12 protein-coding genes are annotated in these 16,176 nt (G+C 71.2%); 11 read left to right on the top strand and 1 reads right to left on the bottom strand.

The window, feature by feature from the left end:
• Nucleotides 1-23 precede the first annotated feature (23 nt).
• From KBX50_RS29985 to mltG, 4 genes are all read left to right on the top strand, one after another.
• Nucleotides 24-329 carry a hypothetical protein gene (locus tag KBX50_RS29985; protein WP_210941226.1) on the top strand — a complete coding sequence of 102 codons (306 nt, stop codon included), beginning with the start codon at nucleotides 24-26 and terminating at the stop codon, nucleotides 327-329.
• Nucleotides 326-3,004 carry an alanine--tRNA ligase gene (gene alaS / locus KBX50_RS29980; RefSeq protein WP_210941225.1) on the top strand — a complete coding sequence of 893 codons (2,679 nt, stop codon included), beginning with the start codon at nucleotides 326-328 and terminating at the stop codon, nucleotides 3,002-3,004. Before KBX50_RS29985 ends, alaS begins: the two co-directional genes overlap by 4 nt.
• Nucleotides 3,005-3,077: 73 nt before the next feature.
• Nucleotides 3,078-3,539 (top strand): Holliday junction resolvase RuvX, encoded by a 462-nt coding sequence (gene ruvX / locus KBX50_RS29975; RefSeq protein WP_210941224.1) that lies wholly within the window; start codon nucleotides 3,078-3,080, stop codon nucleotides 3,537-3,539.
• The gene (gene mltG / locus KBX50_RS29970; RefSeq protein ID WP_210941223.1) at nucleotides 3,536-4,732 is read left to right on the top strand and encodes an endolytic transglycosylase MltG; all 1,197 of its coding nucleotides are present in this window, start codon (nucleotides 3,536-3,538) and stop codon (nucleotides 4,730-4,732) included. Before ruvX ends, mltG begins: the two co-directional genes overlap by 4 nt.
• Before the next feature lie 58 nt (nucleotides 4,733-4,790).
• On the opposite strand, the gene KBX50_RS29965 is transcribed toward mltG, so the two are convergent.
• Nucleotides 4,791-6,056: an endo-1,4-beta-xylanase gene (locus tag KBX50_RS29965; protein WP_210941222.1), complete on the bottom strand. Its 1,266-nt coding sequence runs from the start codon at nucleotides 6,054-6,056 to the stop codon at nucleotides 4,791-4,793.
• An 87-nt stretch (nucleotides 6,057-6,143) separates the two neighbouring features.
• On the opposite strand from KBX50_RS29965, the gene KBX50_RS29960 reads away from it, so the two are divergent.
• The 7 genes from KBX50_RS29960 to KBX50_RS29930 form a co-directional block, all read left to right on the top strand.
• Nucleotides 6,144-7,010 carry a shikimate dehydrogenase gene (locus tag KBX50_RS29960; protein WP_307871116.1) on the top strand — a complete coding sequence of 289 codons (867 nt, stop codon included), beginning with the start codon at nucleotides 6,144-6,146 and terminating at the stop codon, nucleotides 7,008-7,010.
• 153 nt (nucleotides 7,011-7,163) lie between these two features.
• The gene (locus KBX50_RS29955) at nucleotides 7,164-8,873 is read left to right on the top strand and encodes a glycosyl hydrolase (RefSeq protein WP_210941220.1); all 1,710 of its coding nucleotides are present in this window, start codon (nucleotides 7,164-7,166) and stop codon (nucleotides 8,871-8,873) included.
• A gap of 169 nt (nucleotides 8,874-9,042) precedes the next feature.
• Nucleotides 9,043-11,043 carry a hypothetical protein gene (locus KBX50_RS29950; protein WP_374224754.1) on the top strand — a complete coding sequence of 667 codons (2,001 nt, stop codon included), beginning with the start codon at nucleotides 9,043-9,045 and terminating at the stop codon, nucleotides 11,041-11,043.
• Nucleotides 11,044-11,136: 93 nt separating this feature from the next.
• Entirely contained in the window at nucleotides 11,137-11,679 is a 543-nt protein-coding gene (locus tag KBX50_RS29945; protein ID WP_210941219.1) for a DapH/DapD/GlmU-related protein, read from the top strand.
• Nucleotides 11,672-13,273 carry a lipopolysaccharide biosynthesis protein gene (locus KBX50_RS29940; protein WP_210941218.1) on the top strand — a complete coding sequence of 534 codons (1,602 nt, stop codon included), beginning with the start codon at nucleotides 11,672-11,674 and terminating at the stop codon, nucleotides 13,271-13,273. The genes KBX50_RS29945 and KBX50_RS29940 overlap by 8 nt, the downstream gene beginning before the upstream one ends.
• A 114-nt stretch (nucleotides 13,274-13,387) precedes the next feature.
• The gene (locus KBX50_RS29935; protein WP_247674697.1) at nucleotides 13,388-14,623 is read left to right on the top strand and encodes an O-antigen ligase; all 1,236 of its coding nucleotides are present in this window, start codon (nucleotides 13,388-13,390) and stop codon (nucleotides 14,621-14,623) included.
• The coding region (locus tag KBX50_RS29930; RefSeq protein WP_210941216.1) for a lipopolysaccharide biosynthesis protein at nucleotides 14,620-16,176 on the top strand (1,557 nt) is incomplete at its 3' end. The genes KBX50_RS29935 and KBX50_RS29930, both read left to right, overlap by 4 nt.

Below are 16,176 nucleotides of genomic sequence, written 5' to 3'. Positions count from 1 at the left end.
GAGGGCACCCGGGAGGTACGAGCATGAGGCGTCTTTTCTGGCTGGGCATCGGGCTGGCCGTCGGTGTCGTGGTGGTGCGCAAGGCGACCCGCGCCGCGCACGCGTACACCCCGGCCGGCATCGCCGACAACCTTTCGCAATCCGCTGGCGGACTGGTCGAGGAACTGCGTAGCTTCGTGGCGGACGTACGCGCCGGAATGGCCGAGCGGGAGCACGAGATCCACGAGGCGTTCGCCCAGGGCGAGGCGTTCGACGACCAGTTCGCCGAGCTGCGGGAGGACCCGCGGGTCGGCGACCGAGAGATCTTTCCGGAGGAACGCCAGCGATGAAGACGGCGGAGATCAAGCGGCGGTATCTCGCCCACTTCGAGGCGAACGGTCACACCGTGGTGCCGTCCGCTCCGCTGCCCGCCATCAGCGACCCGAACCTGCTGTTCGTCAACGCCGGCATGGTGCAGTTCGTCCCCTACTTCCTGGGTCAGCAGACGCCGCCGTACCAGCGCGCGGTCAGCGTCCAGAAGTGCATCCGTACGCCGGACATCGACGAGGTCGGCAAGACCAGCCGGCACGGCACGTTCTTCCAGATGAACGGGAACTTCTCCTTCGGCGACTACTTCAAGGACAGGGCGATCCCGCTCGCCTGGGACCTGGCCACGAAGTCGGTCGAGGCCGGTGGCTTCGGGCTGGACCCGGAGCGGATCTGGGCGACGATCTACCTCGACGACGACGAGGCGTACGACATCTGGCGCCGTACCGGGGTGCCCGACGAGCGCATCGTGCGCCGGGGCAAGAAGGACAACTTCTGGTCCATGGGCATCCCCGGCCCGTGCGGCCCGTGTTCCGAGCTGTACTACGACCGGGGCCCGGCCTACGGCGCCGAAGGCGGCCCGGAGGTCGACGAGGACCGGTACCTGGAGTTCTGGAACCTCGTGTTCATGCAGTTCGAGCGGGGTCCGGGCACCGACAAGGAGAACTTCCCGATCCTGGGTGAGCTGCCGGCGAAGAACATCGACACCGGCATGGGCCTGGAGCGGATGTCGTCGATCCTGCAGGGTGTCGACAACCTCTACGAGATCGACGAGGTTCGCCCGATCCTGGACCGCGCGGCCGAGCTGACCGGCAAGCGGTACGGCGCGCACTCGGGCCACGCCGCCAACCAGTCACACCCGGACGACGTGCGGTTGCGGGTGATCGCCGACCACGTGCGTACCGCGTTGATGCTCATCGGTGACGGGGTGACCCCGTCCAACGAGGGTCGCGGGTACGTGCTGCGGCGGATCATGCGGCGGGCGATCCGGTCGGTGCGGCTGCTCGGCTGGCAGGAACGGGCTCTGCCGGAGCTGCTGCCGGTGGCCCGGGACTGCATGGCCCCGTCGTACCCGGAGCTGGCGGCGGACTTCGACCGAATCTCGGCCTACGCGTACGCCGAGGAGGATGCGTTCCTGGCCACGTTGCGGGCCGGGACGACGATCCTGGACACCGCGATCACGCAGACCCGCAGTTCCGGGGGCGGCGCGCTCTCCGGGGAGCAGGCGTTCCAGCTGCACGACACGTACGGCTTCCCGATCGACCTGACCCTGGAGATCGCCGCCGAGCAGGGGCTCACCGTCGACCAGGACGGCTTCCGCCGGCTGATGGCCGACCAGCGGGCCCGCGCCAAGGCCGACGCGCACGCGCGTAAGACCGGGCACACGGACCTGTCGGCGTACCGGTCGGTGCTCGACGCCGGCGGCCCGGTGACCTTCACCGGCTACACCGAGGTGTCCCGTGAGTCGACGGTCCGCGCGGTGCTCGGCACCGACGGCCCGCGCGCGGCGGCCGTCGAGGGTGACACCATCGAGCTGGTGCTCGACACCACCCCGTTCTACGCCGAGGGCGGTGGCCAGCAGCCCGACCTCGGCATGATCACGGTGGGCGGCGGCCAGGTCGAGGTCCTCGACGTGCAGCAGCCGGTGCCGGGGCTGATCGTGCACCGGGCCCGGGTGCTGCGCGGCGAGGTGCGCGCCGGGGAGACCGGCTACGCGGAGATCGACACCAGCCGGCGGCGGGCGATCTCCCGGTCGCACACCGCCACCCACCTGGTGCACCAGACGATGCGTAACTTCCTCGGCGAGTCCGCCACCCAGGCCGGCTCGTTGAACGCGCCCGGCCGGCTGCGCTTCGACTTCAACACCGCCACCGGGGTGGCGCCCAGTGTGTTGCGGGACGTGGAGCAGCAGGTCAACGAGGTGCTGCTGGCCGACCTGGAGGTGCACGCGTTCATCACCTCGCTGGAAGAGGCGCGGCGCATCGGCGCCATGGCGCTCTTCGGTGAGAAGTACGGCGAACACGTCCGGGTGGTCGAGGTCGGCGACTACGCCCGCGAACTCTGCGGTGGCACCCACGTGGCCCGCTCCGGTCAGCTCGGTCTGGTCAAGATCCTTTCCGAGTCGTCGATCGGGTCCGGCGTACGCCGGGTCGAGGCGCTGGTCGGGATGGACGCGTTCAACTTCCTGGCCCGCGAGCACCTGCTGGTGTCCCGCCTCGCCGAGCTGTACCGCGTCCCCTCCGAGCAGGTCGCCGACCGGGTCGAGCAGACGGTGACCCAGCTGCGCGACGCGGAGAAGGAGCTGGAGAAGCTGCGCGCGCAGCTGGTGCTCGGTGGCGCGTCGGCGCTCGCCGCCCAGGCCAAGGACATGCACGGGGTCGCCTACGTGGGCACCGAGGCGCCCGAGGGGGCGGCCGGCAACGACGTGCGCACCCTCGCCCAGGAGATCCGGGGCCGGATCGACGCGTCCCGTCCCGGGGTGGTCGCGGTGGCCGCCCGAGCCAACGGCAAGGCGTCGCTGGTGGTGGCGGTGAACCCGGCCGCCCGCAGCCGGGGCATCGCCGCGAACGAGCTGGTCAAGGCGGCGTTCTCCGGTCGTGGCGGCGGCAGCCCCGAACTGGCCCAGGGCGGCGGGCTGCCCGAGTCGGAGGTGCCTCGACTGTTGCTCACGGTCGAGCGGGCGCTCGCCGACGCGTGAGTCGTCAGCGCAGCGGATCAGGGCGGACCGGCTCGGTCCGCCCTGACGCGTTTGTCAGGGGAGGTGACGCGGCGTGAGCGACTCGCCCCGTGGGGTACGGCTCGGCGTGGACGTCGGGCAGGTCCGGATCGGGGTCTCCCGGTCCGATCCGCACGGGGTTCTGGCCACCCCGCTGGTCACCCTCGCGCGGGAGCAGAATCCCAGCTCAGATGCGGTGCCGTCGGACATCACCGAACTCGCCGCGCTGGTCGCCGAGCACCAGGCCGTCGAGGTGGTGGTGGGCCTTCCGGTCAATCTGGCCGGCAAACATGGCCCGGCGGCGGAGCACGTGAAGGCGTACGCTCGACAACTGGCCGACGTGATAACTCCTGTCCCGGTGACGCTTACCGACGAGAGGATGTCCACGGTCGTGGCGAGCCGTAGGCTTGCCGAGCGTGGTGTCCGGGGGAAGAGACAACGGGCGGTGGTCGACCAGGCCGCCGCCGTGGAAATTCTGCAGAGCTGGCTGGATGCGCAGCGGAGGCGGACGCAATGATGGACGAGCTGGATCTCGGGTTCGACGAGCAGGAGCGGGGGGAGAAGGGCAAGCACCGCCGGGGCCGCCGGAAGGGCGGCCGGTCCGGCGGCGGGCGGGGCAAGACCGTCCTGGCCCTGCTGCTGGCCGTGGTGCTGCTCGGCACCATCGGCGGGGGTGCCTTCTACGGCTTCGACCGGATCCAGAGCCGCTTCGTCACCCCGGACTACGACGGGGGCGGCACCGAGGAGGTGACCGTCCAGATTCCGCAGGGCGCGTTCCTCGCCGACATGGCCGTGGCACTGTACGACGCCGGTGTGATCAAGAGCACCAAGGCGTTCATCGAGGCGGCCGACGAGAACTCCCGCAGCCGCAACGTCCAACCCGGGACCTACAAGCTGCGCAAGCAGATGAGCGGTGAGCTGGCTCTGGCCGCGATGCTCGACCCGAAGAACCGGGTGGTCAACGGGCTCACCATTCCCGAGGGGCGGACCGCGAAGAGCATCTTCAAGCTGCTCAGCGATCACACCGAGATTCCGGTGAAGGAGTTCGAGACCGCCGCGAAGGATCCGGAGAAGCTCGGCGTACCGGACTGGTGGTTCAAGCGGGAGGACGGCAAGAAGCCGAAGAAGTCGATCGAGGGCTTCCTCTTCCCGGACACCTACGAGATCCCGCCGGACGCCACCGCCGAGGCCATCCTCGGCCAGATGGTCGACCACTTCCTCACCGTCACCGGTGAGATGGAGTTCGCCGACCGGGTGCAGGAGGAGCGCGGCGGGATCAGCCCGTACGAGGCGCTGATCGTGGCGTCGCTGGCCCAGGCCGAGGCCGGCACCAAGAAGGACCTCGGCAAGGTCGCCCGGGTCGCCTACAACCGGGTGTACCGGGGCAACTTCGACTGTGGCTGCCTGGAGATGGACGTCACCGTCAACTACTACCTGGAGTTGACCGGGCAGAAGACGAAGACGTCCGGCCAGATGACCCAGAGTGATCTTGACAACCCGGACAACCCGTACAACCGCAAGCTGCGGGGCATGATCCCCACGCCGATCAACAACCCCGGCAAGGAGGCCCTCGAGGGGGCGATGGATCCGCCGGTCGGCGACTGGTTGTTCTTCGTGGCCGTCGACAAGGAGGGCAACTCCGCCTTCGCGGAGACTTACGACGACCACCTGAAGAACGAGGCCAAGGCCCGGGAGGCCGGCATCATCTGATCGCTGCCGAGACGCGGTGACCGGGTCAAGACCCGGTCACCGTCGTAGGGACCGGCGTTCAGACCAGGTCGAGGGTGGTCGTGGTCTCGGTGGCGTCGATGGCGAAGCGTGCGGTGCGGTCCCCGACGGAGACGGTGTAGTCGCCGAGAAAGCCCTCGACGGTGACGGTGCCGTCCACTCCGGTGCGCAGGTCCGTCGGCGGCAGCCACCACTCGCCCTTGACCAGCGCTGCCAGCGCGTCGTACGCCGGCTTCGGGCTGCCGTCGGCGCGGACCAGTCCGGCGGGCGCGCCGAGCCAGGCGCCCCGGTCGGTGAGCCCCCAGTAGTTGATCGACTGGACCGCCGGGTGGGCGAGCAGCGAACGGTAGTGCCGGGCGATCTCCTCGGCCTGCCGCGCCTCGCCCTCGGGCGTACTGGGCCAGTGCGGGATCTGGTAATCGTTCAGGTCCTCGATCTCGGGCGGCATGAGGTGCCCGGAGACCAGGGTGGTCTCGGTCAGGTGCAGCGGCAGCCCGTACCGGGCGAACCGGTCGAGCATCTGCTGCATGTACTCCTCGCCCCGGTAGCCCTGGTGCATGTGGGTCTGCAAGCCGATCGCGTCGATGCGGACGCCGGCTTCGAGGACACCCTCGATGAGGCATTCGTACGCCGAGCTGAGGTCGAAGTCGTTGAGCACCAGGGTGGCCGCCGGGTTGGCCGCCCGGGCCTCCTCGAACGCCAACCGCACCAGGTGGATGCGTCCGCGCGCCCGAGCCAGCGGGGTGATCGCGTTGTCGCCGTTGTCGAAAACGGGCATGATGACCGCCTCGTTGATCGCGTCCCAGGTGTCGATGAGGCCGGCGAACCCACCGGCCAGGTCGCGGACGCGGGCCCGCAGCAGCCCTTCGACCTCGTCGAGGTCCAGACCGAGCAGCCACGACGGCTGCACGGTGTGCCAGACCAGCGGATGGCCCTTGACGGTGACGCCCCGTTCGGCCAGCCACCGTGCCGTGGCGGTGAGCCGTTCGGTGTCGGGCGCGCCGCGCCGTGGTTCGTAGCGACCCCAGTAGAACGGCAGGGTCGCGGTGTTGAACAGGTTCAGCCACAGCTCACCCAGCCGGTCCAGATCCAGGTGGTCGGTCCCGCCGAAGCTCTCGACGTCTGCGGTTTCCGTCGGGCCGGGGCCGCCCACCAGGTTGACGAAGTCGAAACCGATGTTGCCGAAGGCGAACGAGTGCCGGTCCTGGGCGACCGTCACCGCCTGGTCGGCGAGCGGCTGCCGGTCGGCGCCCCGGACGGTGAGGGTGATCTCGCCCTTGCGGTGCCGCAGACTGCTGTCAGACATTGTTGGATGTTAGGCGACAGGTGTGCGTGCTGCTGAGGAGCGATGGTGGCTGAGTCGGTGAACGCGGCTTCGGGGCGTGCGGCGTCGGTGCCCGAGGCATCGGGGCACGGGGCAGCGGCGCACCGGGCGGCGGTGCTGGGCAAGCCGATCGCCCATTCGCTCTCCCCGGTGATCCACAATGCCGGGTACGCCGCCGCCGGGTTGACCGGGTGGTCGTACACCCGGATCGAGTGCGCGGCGGCGGAGCTGCCGGCCCTGGTCAGCGGCCTGGGCCCGGAGTGGGCCGGGCTGTCGGTGACCATGCCGGGCAAGGAGGCGGCGCTCGCGGTGGCCGCCGAGGTCTCGCCGGTCGCCGCCGCCGTGGGTGCGGCCAACACGTTGGTACGCCGACCCGACGGCTCCTGGTACGCCGACAACACCGACGTCAGCGGCATGGTCGAGGTGCTGACCGAGGCGGGCGTACGCCCCGGCGCCACCGTCACCGTGCTCGGCGCGGGCGGTACCGCCCGGGCGGCCCTCGCGGCGGCAGCCCGGCTGCACGCGGGCGCCGTGACCGTGATCGCCCGCCGCCCGGCGGCGCTCGCCGAACTGGAACCGGTCGCGGCGGCGCTCGGCGTGACGATGATCGGCGCACCGTGGCCGGCGACGGCGCGGTCCGAGGCGGCGGGGCTGGCCGGTGTCGATGTGCTGATCTCCACGGTGCCGAAGGGGGCCGCCGACGAGCTGGCCGGCAGGGTGCCCTGGCGGGCCGGCACGGTGGTTTTCGACGCGATCTACGACCCGTGGCCGACCCCGTTGGCCGCCGCCGCCGAAGCCGCCGGCTGTCGGATCGTCTCCGGTCTCGACCTGCTGCTGGCCCAGGCGATCGGCCAGTTCGAGCAGTTCACCAACACACCCGCCCCCCGCCCGGCAATGGCCGCCGCCCTCACCGCCGCCACCCGCGCCGGTACCTGATCCTCCGCCGGCGGGGTGGGGGCTGGGTTGTGCAGGCGCAGGGGTGTCTTAGGTGAGTTTTAAGACGCGCTTAGGTCCTGCCGTCATTCGCACGCTCCGTTGTGTACGCGGATACGCTGCTCAGCGTTATCGTCGAAGACACGAGGAGTATCCGTGACCAGTCGCGGACTGCACCGCATGATCCCGCGTCGTGGCGGCCGGCGTAAGGCCGTGATGCTCGGCGTCATCGGCACCACTGTGGTGCTGGGGCTCGGCGCGACCATGGTGCCGCTGCTCGCCGATGACGGCCTGTCGATCGCGGTGGTGGCCGACACCACCGCCACGGCGGTGCCGCAGGACGGTGACAACAGCGTCAAGACCACGCTCGCGACGTGCCCCGCACCCTGCGACGGCAACCCTCGTGGCTCCCGCGAGGCGGTGCTGACCTTCCTGGTCAGCAAGCTGCCGGCGAACGCGACGAACGTACGGGCCACGCTGCGCGTACACGCCTGGCAGAAGTTCCAGGCGACGGTCACCGCGCACGAGTCCCGACTCGACGCCCGCGCGGCCCGTCCGATGCCGACGCCGCTGGGCGCGGCGCTGGACACGGTCACCGGCGTCGCCAAGGGCTTCAACGAGTGGGATGTCTCGGGCCTGGTCACCGGTAACGGCATCTGGACCCTGTCGCTGGCGCAGGCCGGGTTGGACACCCGGATCTACTGGGCTTCCGGCGAGAACCGCAACCCCGATCTGCGTCCGAGCCTGACGATCAGGTACGACGGCGTGGGTATCCGGCCGCCGTCGGCCTCACCCAGCGTCGCGCCCTCGCCCACGGCCACCGCCAGCCGTCCTCCGGCCTCGCCGACCGTGTCGCCCAGCGTGAGCCCGTCGCCGGCCCGGCCCAGCCCCACCACCACGCCGCCGCCACCTGAGTCGGGCAAGTGCGGAACGGTCTCGGCGAAGCTGGTCCCCGGCTGCGGTGCCTGGTGGGGCATGTACTCGCCGACGAGCGCCGCCGCCGGATGGGATCACGGTAAGGCCGTCAGCGACGTGGAGAAGCAGGTCGGGCGGAAGTTCGACATCGTCCACCGCTATCACGACTTCTCGAACACCGGCAGCAACGGCGCCTTCCCCGACGAGTTCCAGCAGCAACAGATGCGCGAGGGGCGGCTGATGTTCTTCGCCTGGGAGAGTCGGGTCTTCTCCTCGGGTACGGTGCTGACCTGGAAGGACGTCTACAGCGGGCGGTACGACGCGACGATCGACGCGGTCGCCGGGCGGATCCGGGCGATCGGCCAGCCGGTCTTCATCGGGTTCGACCACGAGCCGGAGGACGAGCCGGCCAAGGGTAGCGACGCGGACTTCGTCCGGGCCTGGCGGTACGTGCACGACCGGTTCGCCGACGCCAAGGCGGACAACGCCGTCTGGGTGTGGACGATGATGGGCTGGTCCGGTCACTACGACCGGTACGCCGGGCTCTATCCCGGTGACCGCTACGTCGACTGGGTGGCCTGGGACCCGTACAACTTCCACGTCTGCAACGGCAGCACCGTCTGGAAGAGCCCCAGCACCACCATCGGCTCCTTCTACCGGTGGCTCGACCAGAACGGCATCGGTGCGGGCAAGCCCCGGATGCTGGCCGAGTTCGGCACCAACATGAACGCCGCCGATCCGAACGCGAAGCGGCGCTGGTTCGAGGAGTTCCCGGCGGCGCTGAAGGCCCATCCGAAGATCAAGGCGGCGGTGTACTTCAACTCGGCCGGCATGACGAAGACCACGAGCACCTGCAACATGATGATGAATCAGAACGCGGCGGCGGTGGCCGGATTTGCCGCCGCCGGACGGGACAGCTACCTGCGGCAACCGACGGGAGGGAGCCGCTGAGCCGAGGTGAGCTGAGCCGCGGAAGCGGGCCGCCGCAGCGATTGTCGGAAATCCGACCGTCGCCGAGGTTGTCCGCTTCCTGATCCACCGTCCGCCCAATCGGCGGATGCCGCCCTCCAGCGTGGAGCGGGCACGCTACGTGCATTCTCGTCCACTCTGGAGGCGCAGCGTGCCCAGATACTCCTTGTCGTGGCGTTCCACCCGTCGGCTTCGACTCCCGGCCGCGGCCGTCGCTTTGGTGACCGTCGCGGCCGTGCTGACCGTACCCACCGCAGCGGCCGCGGCCGTGGTACCGGTACCCGAGCCGGCCACCCTGGTCTCGACCGATCCGGCCGACCAGACTCCGCACGCCCGCAACGGTGAGGCTCGCGCCTTCGCCGAGATCGGCAACACGGTCTACGTCGGGGGAAGTTTCACGCAGATCCGCCAGACGGCCAGTTCGGCCTGGATCTCCCGCAGCTATCTCTTCGCGTACGACCGCACCACCGGAACGATCTCGACGGCCTTCCTGCCGGTGCTCGACGGCGCGGTCAACTCGCTCATCGCCGGCCCGGGCGGCACGCTGATCGTCGGCGGGGCCTTCAAGAACGTCAACGGCGTGTCCCGTAAGAACCTGGTGGCGCTCGAACCCTCGACCGGGATGATCATCGACAGCTGGGCCGGGCGATCCGACGGCGGCACCGTCCGTGACCTGGTGCTGCACGGCAACTGGCTCTACGTGGCCGGAGCCTTCAACTGGCTCAACGGCACCGCGCACTCCGGGCTCGGCCGGCTGGACGCGACGACCGGAGAGATCGACGCGACCTTCGACATCAACACCAGCGTCGGCCGGCACGGCACCAGCATGTACGCCTGGACCATCGACGTCTCCCCGGACGGCGGCACCCTCGTCGTCGGCGGCAACTTCCTGTACGTCAACGACCTGCCGCGTAACCAGATCGCGCTGGTCGACCTCACGGGCACGCCGAGCGTCATCGACTGGAGCTCGGAGCGGTTCGTCGCGCCGTGCGCCAACCCGACGACGTTCGTGCACTACGTGCAGGACGTCCGCTTCGGCGGTGACGGCAGCTGGTTCGTCGTCGGCACCAACGGTGGGTCGGGCTGGCCGAGCGCCTACTGCGACGCCCTGGTCCGCTTCGAGACCGCCAACCGGGGGCCCAGCCAGGTCGCCACCTGGGTGAACTTCACCGGCAACGACACCATCACCTCGGTCGAGGTGGCCGACAACATCATCTACCTCGGCGGGCACTTCCGCTGGTTGAACAACCCGAACGCCAGCGACCGGGCCGGCAACGGCGCCATCGACCGGCTGGGCATCGCCGCGGTCACCCCGGCCACCGGCATGCCGGTGAACTGGAACCCGCGGCGCAGCGGCGGCTCCGACCTGCCCTCCGGCGCCAGCTCGTGGGGATCCTCGGTGCCGGTGCTGTGGCGGGGCACCGCCGGGCTCTACTTCGGACACAACTCGGACGGCATGGGCAACGAGTACCACGGCCGGCTCGGCGTGTTCCCGATCAGCGGTGGGCGCACGATCATCCCGAAGAACCCGCCCACCGGGAGCAGCGGGCACCTCCACCTGAACGTCGGCCCCGGTGAGGTGGCGAAGGTGCCGTTCGACGGCACCACCCTCGACGCCGCCAACGCCACCCCGGTCAGCCAGCCGAACTACACCGACGCGGGCGCGACCTGGCTGGTCGACGACCGGATCTACTGGTCCCATGTGGTTTCCGGCACACCGACCGGCAGCCGGATCGACGTGTCGCTGTTCAACGGCAACACGATCGGTGGCTCCTGGGAGGCGTCCGGCTACAACGACTGGTACAACCCGGCCCTGCTGACCGGAGCGTTCTACCTCGACGGTCGGCTGTACTACACCCGCAGCGGCGCCAACAACCTCTACTACCGCTACTTCGAGATCGACGGCAGCTACCTGGGCGCCACCGAGTTCGTCCTGCCCACCACGGGTGTGACGTGGTCCGGGGTGCGCGGCATGGCCTGGGTGGACGGAAAGATCGTCCACGGGTCGACCGACGGGTCGCTGCGCAGCGTGCCGTTCGACCCGACCCTGGCGCCCACCGCCGCGGTCGACGGCACCACGTCGACGGTCATCGCGGCGGCGACGCCGGAGCTGACCTGGTCGACCGCGTCGATGTTCTTTTCGGTGCCCTAGCGTTCACCGTTCGTAACGAATCCTCGGTAGTTTGTTCACCTCGGGTCGGCGCGGGGCAACCCGCCGCCGACCCGAGAAAGGTGGGGAGGCTCGTTGTCCGTCATCCGACGTGGACTCGTCGTACGTACCGTCTTCGCGGTCAAGCGTGGCTGGTACCGGCTGCGCTACCCACGCCTGCAACTGGGCGCGGGGGTGGAGATCCGTGGGCGGATCCGGCTGCGTCGCGGGGTACGGGTCAGCATCGGTGCGCACACCCGCCTGAACAAGCTGGTCCGCTTCGCCGGGCCCGGTGAGGTACGCGTCGGCGCCGACTGTCTGCTCAACGCGACCTGGATCGGCACCTGGACCTCGGTGACCATCGGCGACCGGTGCCTGCTGTCGGACTGCGAACTGCTCGACAACGACTTCCACAACCTGGCTCCCGAGCGTCGTCACGACCCGCCCACGGCGGCCACCCGAGCGCCGATCACCGTCGAGGACAACGTGTGGATCGGCGCGCACGCGCTGGTGATGAAGGGGGTGCGGATCGGCCGGGACAGCGTCGTGGGTGCCGCGACGGTGGTCCGCGCCGACGTCCCGCCCGGCGTCGTGGTGATCGGCAATCCACAACAGATAGCGAAGAAGTTCCATGACTGATGCCGCACCCAACGCCTGGACCGGAGACGGCCCAAGCACCGCGTCGACGTCCCGCAGCGTCACCATCACCGACATGGTGCGGGTGCCGCTGCACCGGATCCGGTTGGTCGCGGCGGTGGCCCTCGGTGGACTGCTCGCCGCGGTCGGCTACGTGCTGGTGGCACCGGCCTCGGTGACGGCGAGCGCGGTGGTGGCGGTGCGGCCGGTGGTCACCGACGCCTTCACGCCCAGCGGCGCCGCCGCCGACCGGGCGGTGAACATGAACGTGGAGAGCGGGATCGCCACCGGCACCGAGGTCGTCGGGAAGCTGGCCGCCACCTTCGACTCGGACCAGCGCACGGTACGCGACGCCCTTGAGGTCGAGGTGCCCGCCGGTGGCCAGATCCTGCGCTTCATCTACCAGGCCGGCGACGCCGAACGGGCGGTGGCGGGCGCCAACCTGGCCGCCCAGAGCTACCTGGACATCCGGCGCGGGATGTACGAGAAGCAGCGCGAGGAGATGCTGAATTCGTACGACGAGAGCATCGAGAAGATCGTCGCTCAACGCAACACCGTGCAGCGCCGGATCAACAACGCCCGGGACGCAGCCGCCGCCGAAGCCGCCGTCGCCGAACTCGGCGGCATCAACAACCAGCTCACCCAGCTCAGCTCCGCCCGGACGGAGATCGCGGCGGTCGACGTGAACCCGGGCTGGGTCACCCGCAGCGCCGAGCAGGCGTTGGCCACCACCGCCGGCAGCTCGTCGATGCTGCTCGCCGGTGGGCTGCTCGGTGGGGCCGTGATCGGTCTGGTGCTCGCCTTCCTGTGGGAGTCGGCGGACCGGCGCATCCGCAGCGTGGCCGATGCGCGGGACAGCACCGGCCTGCCGCTGCTGGGCACCGTCCGCCGCGCCCGGCTACGCGGCCGGGCGGTCGACGCCGACATTCGCTACGTGGCGATGGCCGTTGCCGAACGGGTACGCGAGCCCGCCCGGGTCGCCGTGCTGACCGCCCGGGAGGACGCCACGACGATCACCGCCGGGCTCGCGGTGGCCCTCGCCGTGGCCGGGCGGGAGGTGTTCGTGGCCGACGACAGCGGCCGGACCGACCGGCTGCGGGCCACGGTGCTCACCGACCGGGGCCGGTTGCCGGCGGCCATCGACCCGACCCGGCCCACCGTGCCCAAGCCCCGTACCGCCGCCACGGACACCGACGACGGTCCGACCGAGGTGATCAGCCGACGTCCCTCCCCACATCCGATCGGCGCCCGACCCTCGACCGACCCGGAGGCCACCCTCACCCTGCCCCGGGTCGCCAAGACCACCAGCCGTACCGACAACGGACGGGCGACCGGCGACGAGCAGGTGGCGGTGGGTGCCGGCAGCGTGCGGTTCGGCACCTGGCGGCAGGGCGCCGACCAGCGTCTCGTGCTGTACAACGCCCCGCCCGCCGAGGCGGACGAGCGGGGCGTGGCGGTGGCCCGGCAGGGCACCGCCGTGGTCGTGGTCGAACGGGACCGCACCCGCCAGGCCGACCTGCGCCGGCTCGCCGAGCGGCTGCGGGCGGCCGGGGTCAACCCGCTCGGGTTCGTGCTGTGCCGCAGCGGGCGGAGCTGAGGCGTGCCGGTCACCCGCGCCCCGGCGACCACCGAGCCGCCCCTACCGGCCAGCGCCGCCACCCCGCCGTCGCCCGCCGCGCCGCCCCGACTGCCGCTGTGGCCGTTGGCCGCGATGTTCGGGCTGGTTCCGCTCTGGTGGGTGGCCGGCGCCTTCTACCTCGGCTGGCCGCTGCTGGGTGCCCTGCTGTTCACCCTGCTGGCCACCCGGGGCCGGGTGCCGCTGCCGCCCGCCACGGGGATCTGGCTGCTGTTCCTGGCGCTCGTGGCGGCCAGCGCGACCCGGCTGGCGTCCCCGACCTCGCTGCCGACCTTCGTGCTGCGGCTGGCGTTCTACCTCACCGCGCTGGTCGTCGCGGTCTACGTCTACACCGTCGCCCGGGAGCGCCCCGACCAGGCCGCCGTGCTGGTGCCGCTGTGCGCGTTCTGGTTCGGACTTGTCGCCCTGGGGTGGCTCGGCGTGCTGGTGCCGCGCCTGGAACTGACCACCCCGGTCGAGGCGCTGCTGCCGGCGGGCGTGTCCGGGGTGCCGTTCATCAGCGACATGGTCCACCTGACCACCGCGGAGTACAGCGCCCGGTCACTCAACCCGATCTACCGGCCGGCGGCCCCGTACGCGTACACCAACAACTACGGCAGCGCGTACGCGATGACGTTGCCGTGCGTGGTCGCGTACACCATGCTGCGTCGGCGCGGCCTCCTGCGCTGGGCGTTGCTGGCGTCGCTGCCGGTGTCGCTGGTCCCGGCGTTCCTCACGCTCAACCGGGCGATGTTCCTCAGCCTCGGTGTGGGCCTGGCCGTGCTCGGGGTGCGAGCGGCGCTGCGCGGCAACACCCGGGTGGCCGCCTCCATCGGCGGCATGGTGGTGCTCGGTGGCCTCGCCAGCCTGTTCATCCCGGTCGCCGAGCTGATCGGCAATCGGGTCGAATCCAGCGACACCAACACCGACCGGCTGTCGCTCTACGCCGAGGTGCTACGCCGGGTGGTTGACTCGCCCTGGCTGGGCTACGGCGCGCCGATGGAGGTGGACACCGTCACCGCCGACGCGCCGATCGGCACCCAGGGGCAGTTGTGGATGGTGTTGTTCAGTCACGGCGTACCGGCCCTGCTGTGCTTCCTGGCCTGGTTCGTCGCCGCCGCGCTGATCTGCGCCCGGGCCACCTCGGCGGCCGGGCAGTGGCTCTCCGTCGTCCCGGTGATCTGCCTGGTGCAGGTGCCCTTCTACGGGATGGCCAACCAGAACCTCGCGGTGGCCTTCTTCGCGGTGGCCTTCGCGCTCGCCCTCTCCGAACGGGAGCGCCGTACCCCGCCGGTCGGGATGCCGCGGCGGACGGCGGTGCTGCGGGCATGACGGCGACCACCAGCGCACCGACGGAAGACGGACCCGGACGTACGCCGAGCACCCTGGCGGCGGCGGTGGACGGCGCGGCCGAGACCCGGCGCAGCACCCGCAGCGGCGTCGCCGGGCTGCTCGGCGCGGCGACCAGCGGGCTGTTCGGCTTCGTGCTCGCGGTGGTCATCACCCGTGGCTACGGCACCACCGGAGCGGGTGCGTTCTTCGCCGCGATCGGCGTGGTGACAGTCGCCGCCGCGATCTGCACCCTCGGCGCGGAGACCGGTCTGATCTGGGCGCTGCCCCGGCGACGGGCCGGCGACGGTGCCCGGGTGCTGCCGGTCGCCCTGACCCCACCGTTGCTGTTCGCCGTGCTGGTCGCGGTGGGTGGCGCGATTGTGGCCGGGCCGCTCGCCGGCCGACTGCTGGGCCCGGCAGGTGGGCCACTGCTGGTGGTGACCTTCGCGGCGGTACCCGTGGTGGTCGCGATGAACCTGCTGCTGGCCGTCGTGCGCTGCGTACGCCCGATGCGGTCCTACGTCTCGGTGCAGTTCCTGCTGCTGCCGATCGCCCGTCCGCTGCTGGTCGGTGCGGCGGTGCTCGCCGGTGGCGGGCTGCTGGCCGGGATGACCGGGTGGCTGGTGCCCGCCGCCGTGGCGCTGCTGGTGTGCCTGATCCTGGTGGCCGGGCCGCTCGGGCTCGGCGCGGGCGCCCGGCTGCGCCCGCAACCCGGTGACTGGTCCACGTTCTGGCGGTTCGCGCTGCCCCGCGCCGCCTCGGCGGCGATCGACGCGGGCAGCATGTGGATCGGGGTGCTGCTCACCTCCGCCCTGGCCGGCCCGGCCGACGCCGGTGTCTTCGGTGCCGTGGGCCGTTACGTCCTCGCCGGCCAACTCGCCATGCAGGGGCTGCGGGTGGCCGTCGCCCCGCAACTGTCGCGGCTGCTCGGCCGGGGTGAGCGGGCCGCCGCCGCGGCCGTGCACCGGCAGTTGACCGGCTGGGGGCTGGTGCTCTCCTGGCCGGTGTACCTGCTGCTCGCCGCCTTCGCACCGGCGTTCCTGGCGCTGTTCGGCCCCGAGTTCACCGCCGGCGCCGCCGCGATGACGGTGCTCGCCGTGGCGATGCTGGTCAACACCGGGGTCGGCAACGTGCAGAGCCTGCTGCTGATGGGCGGGCGCAGCGGCCTGCACCTGGCCGCGGCGCTGGCCGGGCTGCTGGTCACCGTCGGGGGCGGGCTGGCGCTGATCCCCGCCCACGGGGCGACCGGCGCGGCGATCGCCTGGGCCGCCGGCATCGTGACCGAGAACCTCTGCGCCGCCACCTTCGCCCGGCTGGTGGTGCGCCAACCCCTGGTGGACGCCCGGATGCTGGCCGCGGCGGCGGCCACCGTGGCCGGGGTCGGGCTGGCGGCGGTGGCCGGGCTGGCGGTGGCCGGCCGAGGCATCGCCGGACTGGTGCTCGCGGTGGCGGCGCTCGCCACCGTCTGCGTCGGCTTGTTGACGTTGCCCCGGGTGCGACGCGGCATCCGGGTGACCATGGTGCAGATCCGTGGGGGGGGGGGGGGGGGGGGG

This window comes from Micromonospora sp. C51 (genome assembly GCF_018070435.1).
GTDB lineage: Bacteria > Actinomycetota > Actinomycetes > Mycobacteriales > Micromonosporaceae > Micromonospora > Micromonospora sediminimaris.
Note: the sequence above shows the minus strand (reverse complement) of the source record. Positions and strands in the feature narration are given on the sequence as shown.

Bases quoted from the DNA above. Each gene is read 5' to 3' on its own strand.
- alaS (WP_210941225.1), top strand. From the start codon at position 326: ATGAAGACGGCGGAGATCAAGCGGCGGTATCTCGCCCACTTCGAGGCG.
- KBX50_RS29935 (WP_247674697.1), top strand. From the start codon at position 13,388: ATGTTCGGGCTGGTTCCGCTCTGGTGGGTGGCCGGCGCCTTCTACCTC.
- KBX50_RS29940 (WP_210941218.1), top strand. From the start codon at position 11,672: ATGACTGATGCCGCACCCAACGCCTGGACCGGAGACGGCCCAAGCACC.
- KBX50_RS29985 (WP_210941226.1), top strand. From the start codon at position 24: ATGAGGCGTCTTTTCTGGCTGGGCATCGGGCTGGCCGTCGGTGTCGTG.
- KBX50_RS29965 (WP_210941222.1), bottom strand. From the start codon at position 6,056: ATGTCTGACAGCAGTCTGCGGCACCGCAAGGGCGAGATCACCCTCACC.
- mltG (WP_210941223.1), top strand. From the start codon at position 3,536: ATGATGGACGAGCTGGATCTCGGGTTCGACGAGCAGGAGCGGGGGGAG.